Here is a 14,636-nt window from a genome sequence, read left to right as displayed (position 1 = left end):
CTTGTCAGGGAAAGATAAGTTAATGTCCATATTGTCTTGGTTCCGTCTGGCTCATTATCTTTTTATATAATCCGATTACCCACGGAAAAGCAGGTTTTAATATACGCAAGGAAGCCAATTTTAAAAAACCTGGTTTAGTCGTGTATGCGTGGGAATCTGCTCTATTCCATTTATATTTCCGTGAGTTCCAGGTTATAGGAGAAAAGTAGAGTAAAAATAGAGGTGAAACTCATGTATTTTTTACTCTCAAAGATGGATATGTATCTTTACAGACACACCATCTTCGGTCTCCTTGCTCTTCAAAGCGAGGAATATCAAGCGGGTGAATTGAATTCACCTTCTCTCAGACAGATTAATTACTCTGAAGATATGTAGATAATAGATATTCATCAGGCTTTGTTCAAAACCGGCAGGAAATGGAGGAGCTGCGGCATTCGATATTAAATGGTTTATGAGCAGGCTTTTGGAATATACCTTATCTTGGAAAAATCGGATAACCTAAAACCGTCAAATTTAGAAGTATGCCTGTGGTTATCCGTTTTTTCAGCGTTCCCCAACTTGGCGGGGACAGGGTGCTATTTCTATCAGTTGAAATCCAAACCCGGAGATGAATAATGAATATGTTTCGCCTATTTCTGATAATCGTGATTCTGGCATCTTTCACCGCCACGACGTTTGCCCAAATTCCCATGCATTCGCCGGACGAGTGCCAGGCGTTGCTGAACGAGCCCATCGATATCAGCAGCGATTTCCGCAATTTCTCCAACACCTACTATGTGGCGGACAGCCTCGCCAACTTTGACCCGGAGACCGGAAGCGGCGAGATCGTGTACCGGCGGTATGAGTATGTGACGCGCCATGCGTTTAACAACATGCTCGGCGTGTTGCAGCCGGTGGAGCAGAACGAATTCCCGGCCATCGAATACGAAGCCTCGCCGAGCCTGCCGTTTTCGGTGGAGTTGGTTTCGTCGAGGACGGTCCGCATCAGAGCGGTTTCTCGCTTCCAGACTCAGCCGGATCGGGAATCGCTGATGCTGGTCGATGGGAAAGTTGAACAGAACCGGGATGACTGGACATACGAGCAGGTGGATGACGGACATAAGTATACCAGCGAAAACGGATCCGTGATTATTTCCGAATATCCGTGGCGGGTAACTATCAAAGATGCCAGCGGAAAAGTGTTGACCCACACCCGACATATTTCCGACAACCGCACCACGTTTACGCCGGTGCTGCCGTTTTCGTTTGTCCGGAGAGCATCGGATTACTCCACCAGCATGGCGGCTGTATTCCAACTCTCACCGGACGAAAAACTCTACGGCTGCGGCGAGTCATACACTGGGTTCAACAAGCGCGGCCAGAAGGTCGTCCTCTACACGGACGACGCTAATGGCACCCAGAACGAGACCATGTACAAGCCGATCCCGTTCTACATGAGCAGTCGCGGCTACGGCATGTTCATGCATACCTCCTCGCCGATTACCGTGGATTTCGGCAAGCATTTTGCCGAAGCCAATACCATGATGATGGGCGACGATGAATTGGATCTGTTCGTCTTCCTGGGCGAGCCGAAGGACATCCTGGATGAGTACACCGAGGTGACCGGCAAGGCGCCCATGCCGCCGCTCTGGTCGTTCGGGTTCTGGATGAGCCGGATAACTTATTTCTCGGAGGGAGATGGACGCAATGTGGCAATGAATTTACGCAAACACGAGATCCCCAGTGACGTCATCCACTTCGACACCGGCTGGTTCGAGACCGATTGGCGTTGCGACTATCAGTTCGCCGAATCCCGGTTCGACGAGCCCGAAGAAATGGTCTCCGATCTGAAAGGTCAGGGATTTCATATCTCCCTGTGGCAGCTCCCGTATTTCACCCCGGAAAACACCCTTTTCCCGGAAATTATTGAGAAGGGACTGTACGTAAGCGACGAAAAGGGCAATTTACCGTACGAGGATGCGGTACTGGATTTCTCTAATCCGGAAACCATTGACTGGTACCAGGTCAAACTCGCCGGTCTCCTGGAAATGGGCGTCGGCGCCATCAAGGTGGATTTCGGCGAAGCGGCGCCGGCAAACGGCGTGTACGCCTCCGGCCGCACCGGATTTTACGAGCATAATTTATATCCGCTGCGCTACAACAAGGCGGCGTCCGATATTACCAAAGAAGTCACCGGCGATCGCATCATCTGGGCCCGAAGCACCTGGGCCGGCAGCCAGCGCTATCCCGTTCACTGGGGCGGGGATCCTGCCACCACGAATTCCGCCATGGAAGCCACTCTGCGCGGCGGATTATCCATGGGCGTTTCCGGGTTTACCTTCTGGTCGCACGATATTGGCGGATTCGTGACGGCAACCCCGGAAAACCTCTACCGCCGCTGGACACCCTTTGGGATGTTGACATCTCACGTGAGGAGCCACGGAACTCCGCCCACTGAGCCATGGGAGTACAGCAAGGATTTCCTGAATATGTTCCGGAAGGCCGACAACATGCGCTACGAACTGATGCCATATATTTACGCCCAGGCGAAGGAATCCAGCGAATACGGCTGGCCCATGCTGCGGGCGCTGTTCGTGGAGTATCCCGAGGATCCCGGCTCGTGGCTGGTGGACGATCAGTATCTGTTCGGCTCCGATATGCTGGTGGCGCCGCTATTCGAGGATGTGGATGCCAGGGACGTCTACCTGCCACCGGGTGACTGGATCGACTACCAGACCGGCGAGCAGTACTCCACCGGATGGCACCACATCGAAGCAGGCGAACTGCCTATCATCATGCTGGTGCGTGACGGCGCAGTCCTGCCGCACATCGAACTGGCGCAGTCCACCATGGAGATGGACTGGTCGGAGTTGCAGCTCGTGGTCTTTTCCAGTGATGATGAGGACGTCCAGGCCAAGGTCTGCCTGCCTGAACAGGACCTGAAGACCGTATGGCTTTCCGCCTCCAAAGACGGATACACGGTTTCCGATGATCCGTTCGGCGGTGAAGTAGAATGGACGGTGCGGAGATTCGATTAATAAAACTATTCCGATCCGACATACAAGTCATTCCGACCGAATCCGGCAGCTGCCGGATGAGCGTCTCACCAGAGACTCCTCCCGGAGGAGGAATCTCGTGAATAAACCTCCCATCCTAAGAGGAACGAGATTCATCCCCAGGTGGATCCCCTGGATCGGCTCCGTCCCGTTTGAGCCGGGACTCCGCTCGGGATAACTGTTGTAAGTGAATCCGGTCGAAACCCTGAAAGGATCTTTCACACCGACAGGCTGGATGTAAATAAAGCAAGATGATATGTTGCTTATTCTGAAAGACACAACTCCATCCCTGAATCCCTTCCTCTTCGGAGGAGGAAGGGAAATAGAATGGTTTAACTCGTGCATTCTCTCTCTTCCGAAGAAAGGGAGACAGAGGGTGAGTTGGGTTGTGTGCTATGGTTCGTGTTCCCCACAACAAATTTGACGTGAATAATTAGATAACACAAATCCGTTTCCCCATATCTAATTTCGTTTTATATTTAACCCGGTTTTTCAACACCTTAGCCAACAAGAATTCGCACAAAGGTAAAGCCAATGCTTGAGGTGAAAGAAATCACTAAACAGTTTGAAAACGTCATGGCCGTCGAAAATCTGTCTCTGAACATCGGAGCTGGTGATATCTATGGTTTACTTGGCCCGAACGGCGCCGGGAAGACCACGACTATCCGGATGATTATGCAAATTATTCAGCCGGACAGTGGGCAAATTACGCTCGATGGAAAGCCGTTGACTCTCGACCAGAAAGATGAAATCGGTTATCTGCCAGAGGAACGGGGACTGTATCAAAAGATGAAAGTCCGCGAGGTGGTGGAATATTTTGCCGCATTAAAAAATATGACTCCCGGTAAGGCGAAAGAGAATACGGAATTTTACCTGGAGAGGTTTGACTTGTTAGACCGTGCCGAGGATAAAATCGAAGAGCTGTCCAAGGGAAACCAGCAAAAAATTCAGTTTACCATATCCATTATCCATGAACCCAAACTGTTGATACTGGACGAGCCGTTCTCGGGACTTGATCCGGTAAATCAGGTGCTGATTAAGGAAATCATAGGAGAATTACAGGATCGGGGCACAACGATTTTACTATCAACCCATCAGATGGAACAGGTGGAAAAACTCTGCGAGCGTATCTGTCTCATAAGTCGAGGGAAAGCGGTGCTGAACGGCAATCTCCGGGAAATCAAGCGCGAGTACGGCACTCAGACTGTTCGTATCCGTAGCGATGCCTCCCTGGAACACCTACGCGAGGATTCTGCTTTTACCTATACAGAATTTGAGAACGGTGAGCTCCTGGGAGAACTCAGGGATGACATCGCTCCGCATGATTATCTCAAGACGCTGGTAGAGGAGATCCCGATCCGAAAGTACGAGGTGGTAGAGCCATCTCTGGAACAAATATTTATCGACAGAGTGCGGGGGGGCGCCGAATGAAAGTCCTGACGATTGCTCGCTGGGAATTTATTCACCGGATTAAATCCAAGTGGTTCCTGATATCGACACTGGTACTGCCGCTAATAATCCTCGGATTTGCCGTGCTCCCGACGCTGTTGATGCAGGAAGATACCCAGTCGAAAACCTTTGCACTTATTGACGAGACAGGTTGGGTAGGTGAGGAGCTCCGGACTACCGTTGGTGAACAGTATACGCTAAAGGACGGACGGCCGCAGTATCAGTTTTTGCCGCTGGGGAGCAGGGAACTGAAAGCCGCAAAATCCGTCGCTGATTCCCTGCTGAACGATGGCGTGATTAATGGATATCTCGTGCTTCCCGGGGATATTCTGGATACGCGGGATGCGGAATATTACGGGAAAAATGTCGGAAATTTTAAGGACCTCAGCAGGCTGCAGAACGAACTGACTTCGATAGTTTCAGAATACAGGATGAAACAACAGGATCTCGATCCGGAGTTAATCTCTGAAATAACACGCCAGGTGAATTTAGAGGCGTTTGAGATCAAAGGAGACGAGGTATCTCAGGGGAATGAGTTGATGGCGTTTTTCGGCCCGTACTTTTACATCATGCTCCTGTTTTTCGCGGTTTTTATGTCATCACAGATCTTAATGCGCTCCGTCCTGGAGGAACGCCAGAACCGGGTAGTGGAGGTGCTGGTCAGTTCGGTTACACCGAACACGCTGATGTCCGGGAAGATTCTGGGCCTCGGCGCCATGGGAGTTGTCCAAATTGCCATTTACATGACTGTGGGGCAGGCCGCGGCCGTGTATAAGGGAACCTCGCTCATTGAATTGTCCAGTCTGCTGGGGTTTATCGTCTACTTCATTCCAGGATTTTTGTTATATGCGGCGTTTTATTCGGCTATTGGTTCCATATTTACCTCGGAACAGGAGGCCCAGCAGATTAGTGGAATGATGAGCTTTATTGCCATTGCGCCAATCATTTTTCTACCGTTTGCCATGAACAATCCGGAATCCACCATGGTGCAGATTCTCAGTTATATCCCGCCGCTGACGCCGTTCTTTATGATCCTCCGGATGAACATTGCCACGCTGCCGGTCTGGGAATATGTCGTATCACTGGGATTGCTGGTGTCATTTACGTACATAACAATCAGGTTAGCCGGCAAGGTGTTTTCCACGGCCATCCTGATGTACGGGAAGCGGCCGACCCTGCCAGAGATTATTCGATGGATGCGAGCGTGATTCTTTACTTTCGCGGACGGCCGCTTATAGCGCCGTTCGCGATTTCACGCAATTGAAAACTGTCGGTGACGCTCGGAGCGATTACCGACAGGGGGTATATTTGTAGAGCAAGATGGCATCTTGCTCATATTTCAAACACAACTCCATCCCCTAACCCCTTTCTCTTCGAAAGAGGAAGGGGAATAGTATGGTTAATCTCATGCGTTCTCCCGCTCCTCCGAAGAGAGGAAGCCAGAGGGTGAGTTGTGTTGGTGAAATATCCCAAATGGAAATTCAACCGTGACATAAATGTTATAAACAGAGGCTTGACTCCGGATAAATTCTGGCCTATCTTTCCGACCATGATAAAAAAGGTCACAATATTATCCCTCGTTTTTATCCTGCTGGCAGGAATGGCCGCACCGTTACTGGCCGGTCTCGAAATGGAGGCACAGGCATGCGAAATGTCCTGCTGCATGATGGCGAATTCCGAGACTGCAGAAGCCGGGGAAGAGTCCGTTATGGATGATTCCTGTATGGAGATGAATTCCTGCCTGCCCGGAGATAAAAAAACACCTGACTCTCTGGAAGTGAATGCCGAAGCTCCAAAAACCAAGGTGAAAGCCGAAAGTCTGCCCGAAGCAGCCATGACCGGACTGACTAAGGTCGTGCACCAAAAAACTGACCAGATTCGATTTCGCATCAACACCGTGGTCAGCGGCCTCTTCGATTCCTCCCGCGAAAAACTCGCCGAACATTCTATTCTTATAATCTGATCTCTCTCAAAATTGTTGACATAAAGTAAGATTGTCGAACAGCTACATCTGTTCAGCAAGTCTGTACTGAATTTGTGAACCAATTTATGAGAGAGGAACACTGTGAAATCTATCGTTGTATACCTCAGTCTGATACTGGCTGTGGCAACTATACCCAACACAATTTTTCCCCAGAAAGATGCCGGTGACGTCCGGAACCTGGAGCAGGCGATATCGCTGGCGCTGGAGAACAATCCGGATGTTCGCGCCACCGAATCCGCCTGGCAGGCCGCGCGAGAAAATATTACTGTCGCGTCGGCCTGGCCGGAACCGCAACTCTCCTTCACTCAGTTTGTAGAATCCGTCGAAACCCGGAACGGCCCCCAGCATCAGCAGATTGCTGTGAACCAGATGATCCCGCTCTGGGGCACCACCGGACTCAAGGGCACTATCGCCCAGCGACAAACCGCCAAAGCCAAACAGGATTATGAAGCGGTGAAGCGCAAAGTCATCGCCAAAGTCAAATCCGCCTGGGCGGACCTGTATTGGATAGAAGCATCCATAAAAACAGTCATCGAGTATCAGGAACTGGTCGGTACCTTCCAGGATATCGCCGAGACGCGGTACGCCACCGGAAAGGGGATGCAGACTTCCGTCCTCAAGGCGCAGGTTGAGCGTTCGAAACTTGACGAACGTCTCCTGAACCTTCGGGAGATGCGCAGCACGTTCACCCATAATTTGAATGCGCTCCTGAATCGTCCCATCGATGCACGGGTGGAATCTATCGATACGCTGGCGTTACCGGAATACAATCTGACAGAATCACAATTGTTGGATTCCCTGTCAACCTATCGAGAGGATCTGCAGGGGCTGAAAGAGATGATCGAAGCCAATCGTGCCAAAGTATCTCTGCGACAAAAGATGAATCTTCCGTCGCTGGGAGTTGGCATGAATTATATTACAATCGGTAATACATCGCTGCCGGGAGCACCGACACCAGGCGCGGATGCCTTCGCGGTTATGGCAAAAATCGATTTACCGCTCTGGTTCGGGGCCAATAAGGCACGGGTGCAGGAGGCGAAGCTCGGCCTGTCGGAAGTGCAGTACCGGTATGCCGACAAGCGGAACGCCGCCGAATCGGAGGTCCGGACCATACATTTCCGGATTCAGCAAACGCGTGAGTCGCTAGCGTTGTATGATTCTACGCTCATTCCCCAGGCAGAGCAGACGCTGCAATCCGCGCTTGCCGCGTACAAAACCGGCTCGGTCAGTTTTCTCGACCTGCTGGACAGTGAGCGAATGATCGTACAATTCAGGCTCAATCACTATAAAGAACAAGCCACCTACTTCAAACGTCTGGCCGAGCTGGAAAAAGCCGTCGGCACGGACCTGAACCTGTAAGGAGATAACTATGAAATACAGACTGAATTCGAAAACCCTGATTGCTATATCCATCGTTGGAATGAGTTTTCTGTTTACCGCCTGTTCCGGCGAAAGTGAAAACACCGAAACGAATAAAACGCAGACTATGGAGCAGATGGATCAATCCTCTGCCAGCGATGTCGAATACTATACCTGTCCCATGCATCCGAACGTCAAAATGTCCGAAGATGGCGAATGTCCCATCTGTGGAATGGACTTGAAACCGGCCTCGGAAGTTGAAGCCTCCGGAGAGGCGATGGAAGGCCATAACGATATGGAGCGTATGGGGACTTCTGAGAATGCTATGTACACCTGCCCGATGCATCCTGATGTTGTACAAAAAGGACCGGGTGAGTGCCCCGAATGCGGGATGGACTTGGTCGTAATGGATGATCAGAGCGAACACGAACATCAAATGAATGCCGGAGAATAATTCGATGAGATTGACGTACATAAAGAAGGTAATCCCAATTCTGGCGGGCATCGCCATCCTCGGTGGTTTGCTGAGTCTCAGCACCTGTTCCAGTGAGGATGCAGCACAAAAAACAGAACAGACCGCCGAGGAGCAGACGCTCTATACTTGCTCGATGCACCCGAATGTGGTGCAGGATCAGCCGGGCGATTGTCCGATTTGCGGCATGGATCTGGTGCCAATGAAAAATACGCAACAGGCAGCAGCGCCGGAGAATCACGAGGAACGCGAACACCAGACGTCGCAGCAGGGCAGTCAGGAGGAGGCCGGGCAGCTCTGGACGTGCTCCATGCATCCGAACGTGGTGCAGGACGAACCGGGTGAGTGCCCCATCTGCGGGATGGATCTTGTCCCGATGAAGCGGAGTGGCGGAAGCGGGAACGCGACGGCTTCCAAAGTGGAGGGTAAAGGCGAAATCATGTACTATCAGGCGCCGATGGATCCCAGTTATATCTCGGATAAGCCGGGGAAATCCCCCATGGGGATGGATTTGGTACCGGTCTACGAGAATCAGGTCGGTAACCTCGGAAATACCATTACCATTGATCCGACGGTCGTGCAGAATATGGGCGTTCGTACCGCACCAGTCCGAAAACGGAATCTGACCCGCGAAATCCGGGCGGTTGGTAACGTGGTTTATGATGAGACCAATCTTGCACATGTTCATACCAAAGTCACTGGATACATTGAGGAGACTCATGTGCAAATCACCGGAGAACGTGTGAAAAAGGGTGAGCCATTGGTCGAAATCTACAGCCCGGAGCTGGTCGCCACCCAGGAGGAATACCTCCAGGCGTACCGAAGCGCCCAGCGAAGTGGAGGCGCATCAGGAGATCTGCTGAGCTCGGCCCGCCGCAGACTGGAGTTCTGGGATATCTCTGAGGAACAAATAAATCGTTTAGAACAGACAGGTGAAGTTCGGAAGACTATGACCCTGTATTCCCCCTTCAGCGGGGTCGTGGTCTTTACGAACGCCATTGATGGAATGCGAGTGCAGCCTGGAATGCGTATGTATGAGATTGCAGATCTTTCGACTGTCTGGGTGGAGGCGGAACTCTACGAATACGAACTCCCGTGGCTCGAGGAAAATCAGCAGGTGGAAATGAATCTCTCATATACACCCGGCAAAACTTATGAGGGGCGTGTTGATTACATTTATCCCTATCTGGAAGAAAAAACCCGGACGGTGAAAGTGCGGTCAGTCTTCCCGAATCCCAACGGCGAATTGAAGCCGGGGATGTACGCCAATCTGCGGGTACATTCCGAGATCGGAAAGAACGTCCCTGCGATACCGGAAGAATCAGTCATCTGGTCTGGCGAGCGGACGTTAGTATTTATCGCCCTGGGCGATGGTCACTTTGCGCCCAGAGATGTGAAACTCGGTGCACTTAGCGGCGACGGATACTACGAAGTGTTGAGCGGTGCTCGTGCAGGAGAGACGGTCGTCACGTCCGGACAGTTCCTGCTGGATTCCGAAAGCAAACTGAAGGAAGCCCTCCAGAAGATGCTCTCGAAGCGGGAATCGGGTTCATCGGAATCCGCTCCGGCCGACACAACCATGGAAATGGATTCGGGGGAAGAAATGGAGATGTCTGAGGATCAGAGCGGGCACGAAGGGATGAATTAGCGGTGTTAACTGGCGGAGGCGTGATTTGTAGAGACGTTTCATGAAACGTCTCTACTGTGAGGTTCTCTTCACTGTTAAACGTGTCGGTGACGCTATATCGAATAATGAGCAAATGATAGGGATAGCCGCTTTAAGCCGATATTCTAACGGCTTAAAGCGGCAGCTCTCGGAAAACAAAATTATAGTTATGGATATCACATGATTGAACGAATTATAGAATGGTCAATTAACAACCGATTCCTGGTGATAATTGCGACACTATTCCTGATCGGCGCCGGATACATTGCCGTAACCAACACCCCGCTGGACGCCATCCCGGATCTCAGTGATGTGCAGGTAATTATCAAGACCGATTATCCCGGACAAGCACCGCAGGTAGTGGAGGATCAGGTGACGTATCCCATCACCACGGCAATGATGTCTGTTCCGTACTCAAAGACGGTGCGCGGCTACTCCATGTTCGGAACGTCTTTCGTCTACATCATCTTTGAGGACGGTACCGATATGTACTGGGCGAGAAGCCGGGTGCTGGAGTATCTCAGTTCCCTTTCGGATCGACTCCCGGACGGCGTGACGCCTCAGCTCGGCCCGGACGCCACCGGCGTCGGCTGGGTATACGAGTACTCTGTGGAGAGCGAGCAACATTCATTAGCAGAATTGCGATCTATTCAGGACTGGTTCCTCAGATATGAACTCCTGAGCGTCGATGGGGTGGCGGAAGTTGCCAGCGTCGGCGGCTTCGTGAAGCAGTACCAGGTGGAAGTCGACCCCAACAAGCTGGCGGCGTTCAACATTCCGTTGCGCCACGTGAAAATGCAGATCAAGCAGAGCAACCAGGATGTTGGCGGCCGGGTGCTGGAGATGGGCGAGACCGAGTATATGGTCCGCGGTCTGGGGTATATCAAATCCATTGAGGATATCGAGAAGATTCCCCTTGGCGTGGATGAGAGCGGTACGCCCATCCTGCTGAAGCAGGTGGCGAACGTCCATACCGGGCCGGAACTCCGGCGGGGCATCGCCGAACGGGATGGCGAGGGCGAAGTGGTCGGTGGCATTATCGTGATGCGTTACGGTGAAAACGCGCTGAAAGTCATAGAAGATGTGAAAGAGAAACTGGCGGAGCTGAGGCCCGGGCTCCCGGAGGGTGTGGAGATCCGGCCGATGTATGACCGATCATCGCTCATCCTGGAGGCAGTGGAGAACCTGTATCACAAACTGGGTGAAGAAATGCTGGTGGTTTCGCTCATTATTATCGGGTTCCTCCTGCACCTCAGATCCAGTTTTGTCATTGTTGTTACGCTCCCACTGGGAATCCTGGCGTCGTTTATCGTCATGTATTACCAGGGCATTAACGCGAACATTATGAGCCTGGGAGGTATAGCTATCGCCATCGGGGCGATGGTGGATGCTGCGGTGGTCATGATCGAGAACGCCCACAAGCATCTGGAACGTGAGCAGCCGGAGGACAACGCCGAGCGCTGGCAGCTCATTTTGCGTGCCAGCAAAGAAGTCGGCCCGGCGTTGTTTTATTCGCTTCTGATTATCACCGTGTCCTTTATCCCGGTATTTTCCCTGGAGGCGCAGGAGGGCCGCCTGTTTAAGCCGCTGGCGTTCACCAAAACCTATGCTATGGCGGCTTCTGCGATTCTGGCGGTGACGCTGGTGCCGGTGCTCATGGGCTTTTTTATCCGTGGTAAAATTCGGACGGAAGAGAAGCATCCGGTAAGCCGGGCGCTGCACTGGATGTACGAGCCGCTCCTGAGGGTGGTACTCAGATTCCGGAAAACGACGGTGGCAATTGCAGCTATCTTACTCCTGGTGACGGCCTACCCGGTTTCGCAAATCGGCTCGGAGTTTATGCCGCCCATCAATGAGGGGGATCTGCTGTACATGCCCACGACTCCGCCGGGAATTTCTGTGACCAAGGCCAAGGAACTCCTGCAGCAGACGGACAAGATTATCAAGTCGTTCCCAGAGGTGGAGACCGTCTTTGGAAAGATCGGCCGGGCAGAGACTGCCACCGATCCGGCGCCGCTGACCATGATCGAAACTACTATCATGCTCAAAGACAAGGAACATTGGCGGCCGGGAGTTACCATGGATGACCTAATCCAGCAGCTGGACGACGCCATCCAGTTTCCGGGAGTTACCAACGCCTGGACGATGCCCATCAAAACCCGTATCGATATGTTGGCAACCGGTATCAAAACGCCGGTCGGGATCAAACTGATGGGCGAAAATCTCCAAACCCTCTCCGATATCGGCGAGGAGATCGAGGGAATCCTCCAGGATGTGCCGGGGACGGCCAGCGTCTACTCCGAGCGCGTTACCGGCGGAAACTTCATCGACTTCGAGATCAACCGGGACGAAGCTGCCCGGTACGGTTTGACCGTTGGTGACGTGCAGGACGTGATCAAGTCTGCCATCGGGGGGATGAATGTCGGCAATACGGTCGAGGGACTGGAACGATATCCAATTAACGTACGGTATGGCCGGGAGCTCCGGGATAATCTGACCAAACTCCGGCGAACTCTGGTGCCAACGCCTACCGGAGCACAGATACCCATTAGCCAGGTGGCGGAAATCAAGGTCAAAAAGGGCGCGCCGATGATTAAGAGCGAAAACGCGCGGCGTACCGCCTGGATTTACGTGGATTTGAATACTTCTGATATCGGTGGCTATGTTCAGAAAGCCAGACAAGTAGTGAATGAGAATGTCCAGTTCCCTGAAGGATACAGTCTGGTCTGGAGTGGACAATACGAAAGCATGCAACGGGTGAAAAAGCGCCTGCAGGTCGTCGTACCGGTGACGCTGGTTTTGATATTTTTGCTCTTATATATCCACTTTAAAAATATTACCGAGAGTATTTTAGTAATGATCTCGCTCCCGCTGGCTACGGTAGGCGGATTCTGGCTCATGTGGCTGTTGGGGTACAATTTCAGTATCGCCGTGGGGGTTGGGTTCATTGCGCTCTCCGGGGTGGCGGCCGAACTGGGGGTGGTCATCCTGGTGTACATGAATAACGCGTTGAAGGAGAAGCCGATGTACGAGGGCGCGTACAAGCCATCGGATGTGTTTGACGCGGTCATCGACGGTGCGGTACAGCGTCTCCGGCCGGTGATTATGACGGTGGCTACCACTATCCTCGGACTGGTACCGATTATGTACGGTGCCGGCACCGGTTCCCAGGTGATGAAGCGGATTGTGGCGCCGATGGTCGGTGGATTGTTTACCGCGACCGTGCTGACGCTCTTGGTGATGCCGACGATCTTTTATCTCTGGAAGCGGAATACGGTGGTAAACCTGGCGCTGGAGGAGGAATGAGTGGATGGGGTAATAGGGCTGGGGTTTTTCATCATAATCTTAATCCTAATCTTACTCTTAATCCATTTGTTAGTTGTTCGTGGTTAGTTGTAACAGCAATGATGAATGACTATTAAATCCTTAGTGGAATGAGGAGGAAGCAAAAAGGATAAAGCTTCTAAGGTGCGCAAGAAACGCTAATTGAAGAATACTGCCCGTCGTGCCGGGGAAAATTAAAAACGTGGAAAAAAGAGACTGGATACTGAGGGCACCGGACTTATGACAATGGATTTGAAACGTACCAACTATAGCACATTAAAACATTAACACGATTTCCAACTTTTCCCTCTGAAGGGGTTGAACAACTGGCAATCGGAAGCGAGCAAATTTATGAAAGAAATCAAAGCTTACATACGCACGGAAAAGGTCAACGAGGTCATCGAATCGCTGGAGGAGATGGGACTTACCGGCGTCACCGTCATTGATGTAATGGCGCTCGGCCCTGGACTCATCGATGAATCCAAAGCCAAGTACTCCATGGAATACGTGGAGCGCTATTCCAAAGTGGCCAAACTGGAACTCATCTGCAGCGGTGAAGCCGTTGAGACCATCATTGGAATTATACGGGAGAATGCCTACACTGGCGGGGCGGGCGACGGTCTGATCGCTGTGAGTGACGTGCAGAATGTGGTGAAAATCCGATCCGGACGCGCCGATGAAGAAGCGCTGGATTGTATTGAGTAGCAATAGTTTGGTGAGATAAAAATGCCATCTTTCCTGATAAGATAACGCAAAACGAACCAGAGGAATATTATGTACTGTACACAATGTGGAAACGAGATAAAAAAGCAAAACGCAAAATTTTGTCCCTCCTGTGGAGCGGCCACGAAGGGAAAAGATAAAAAACAAAAGCAGCCGCAGAAAAAATCATCCGGGAAATTGGGCAAAAACGGTATTACAATTCCGATACCTGCCCTTGTCCTTGGAGTGCTGGGAATTATCGTCGTCGGATTTATACTGATGAGCGGCAATGATGCTCCTCAACAGACGATGACCTCCCCGGAACAGCAAGCCCTGAGGGCGGAAGTTATCCAGGTGGCGGAGCAGTTTATGTGTCCCTGCGGCGATTGCAACGACAATCTGGCGGCATGTGACTGTGCGGCGCCTGGTGGAGCGACTGAGGTCAAACGGTTTATCCAAAATGGTCTGGAAGACGGAAAAACTGTCGAGCAAATGGCGGCAGCGGTATCTATGAAGTATCAGGTGTCCGCCGATTAATTGGATTGACCATTGGAATAGTGATTTGTTACACAATTGTGATGATTCAGTGAGGGATTCATAACATACGATTCGTACCATCATTTCAAGAAGATGATGACTAAGAAA

Annotated in this window: 10 protein-coding genes; all 10 read left to right on the top strand. The window is 51.6% G+C overall.

The window, feature by feature from the left end:
- Window positions 1–620 precede the first annotated feature (620 nt).
- The 10 genes from K9N57_02680 (at window position 621) to K9N57_02635 (ending at window position 14,528) form a co-directional block, all read left to right on the top strand.
- A complete protein-coding gene (locus K9N57_02680) occupies window positions 621–3,017 on the top strand; it encodes an alpha-xylosidase (GenBank protein ID MCF7803074.1) in 2,397 nt (798 codons plus the stop codon).
- A 552-nt stretch (window positions 3,018–3,569) separates the two neighbouring features.
- The gene (locus K9N57_02675) at window positions 3,570–4,466 is read left to right on the top strand and encodes an ATP-binding cassette domain-containing protein (protein ID MCF7803073.1); all 897 of its coding nucleotides are present in this window, start codon (window positions 3,570–3,572) and stop codon (window positions 4,464–4,466) included.
- Window positions 4,463–5,692, top strand: a complete 1,230-nt coding sequence (locus K9N57_02670; GenBank protein ID MCF7803072.1) for an ABC transporter permease — start codon at window positions 4,463–4,465, stop codon at window positions 5,690–5,692. The genes K9N57_02675 and K9N57_02670 overlap by 4 nt, the downstream gene beginning before the upstream one ends.
- A gap of 392 nt (window positions 5,693–6,084) precedes the next feature.
- Window positions 6,085–6,447, top strand: coding sequence for a hypothetical protein (locus K9N57_02665; protein MCF7803071.1), 363 nt, complete (start codon window positions 6,085–6,087; stop codon window positions 6,445–6,447).
- A 102-nt stretch (window positions 6,448–6,549) separates the two neighbouring features.
- On the top strand, window positions 6,550–7,827 hold the full coding sequence (locus tag K9N57_02660) for a TolC family protein (protein MCF7803070.1): 1,278 nt from the start codon (window positions 6,550–6,552) through the stop codon (window positions 7,825–7,827).
- Window positions 7,828–7,837: 10 nt separating this feature from the next.
- Complete coding sequence (locus K9N57_02655; GenBank protein ID MCF7803069.1) at window positions 7,838–8,281, top strand: hypothetical protein; 444 nt, start codon at window positions 7,838–7,840, stop codon at window positions 8,279–8,281.
- Window positions 8,282–8,285: 4 nt separating this feature from the next.
- Window positions 8,286–9,947, top strand: coding sequence for an efflux RND transporter periplasmic adaptor subunit (locus K9N57_02650; protein ID MCF7803068.1), 1,662 nt, complete (start codon window positions 8,286–8,288; stop codon window positions 9,945–9,947).
- A 198-nt stretch (window positions 9,948–10,145) separates the two neighbouring features.
- Complete coding sequence (locus tag K9N57_02645) at window positions 10,146–13,271, top strand: efflux RND transporter permease subunit (protein MCF7803067.1); 3,126 nt, start codon at window positions 10,146–10,148, stop codon at window positions 13,269–13,271.
- Between the two features lie 369 nt (window positions 13,272–13,640).
- Window positions 13,641–13,994 (top strand): P-II family nitrogen regulator, encoded by a 354-nt coding sequence (locus tag K9N57_02640; protein MCF7803066.1) that lies wholly within the window; start codon window positions 13,641–13,643, stop codon window positions 13,992–13,994.
- Between the two features lie 69 nt (window positions 13,995–14,063).
- Complete coding sequence (locus K9N57_02635) at window positions 14,064–14,528, top strand: zinc ribbon domain-containing protein (GenBank protein ID MCF7803065.1); 465 nt, start codon at window positions 14,064–14,066, stop codon at window positions 14,526–14,528.
- The last annotated feature ends 108 nt before the right edge of the window (window positions 14,529–14,636 follow it).

The sequence above is a fragment of the Candidatus Neomarinimicrobiota bacterium genome, assembly GCA_021734025.1.
In the GTDB taxonomy this organism is placed as follows: Bacteria; Fidelibacterota; JAANXI01; order JAANXI01; family JAANXI01; genus JAANXI01.
The sequence above is the reverse complement of the archived record's forward strand: the minus strand, read 5'-3'. Positions and strand labels throughout refer to the sequence as shown.

Excerpts from the sequence above, each read along its gene's own strand:
- K9N57_02680 (MCF7803074.1), top strand. The coding sequence starts at position 621 with ATGTTTCGCCTATTTCTGATAATCGTGATTCTGGCATCTTTCACCGCC.
- K9N57_02675 (MCF7803073.1), top strand. The coding sequence starts at position 3,570 with ATGCTTGAGGTGAAAGAAATCACTAAACAGTTTGAAAACGTCATGGCC.
- K9N57_02670 (MCF7803072.1), top strand. The coding sequence starts at position 4,463 with ATGAAAGTCCTGACGATTGCTCGCTGGGAATTTATTCACCGGATTAAA.
- K9N57_02665 (MCF7803071.1), top strand. The coding sequence starts at position 6,085 with ATGGCCGCACCGTTACTGGCCGGTCTCGAAATGGAGGCACAGGCATGC.
- K9N57_02655 (MCF7803069.1), top strand. The coding sequence starts at position 7,838 with ATGAAATACAGACTGAATTCGAAAACCCTGATTGCTATATCCATCGTT.
- K9N57_02650 (MCF7803068.1), top strand. The coding sequence starts at position 8,286 with ATGAGATTGACGTACATAAAGAAGGTAATCCCAATTCTGGCGGGCATC.
- K9N57_02645 (MCF7803067.1), top strand. The coding sequence starts at position 10,146 with ATGATTGAACGAATTATAGAATGGTCAATTAACAACCGATTCCTGGTG.
- K9N57_02640 (MCF7803066.1), top strand. The coding sequence starts at position 13,641 with ATGAAAGAAATCAAAGCTTACATACGCACGGAAAAGGTCAACGAGGTC.
- K9N57_02635 (MCF7803065.1), top strand. The coding sequence starts at position 14,064 with ATGTACTGTACACAATGTGGAAACGAGATAAAAAAGCAAAACGCAAAA.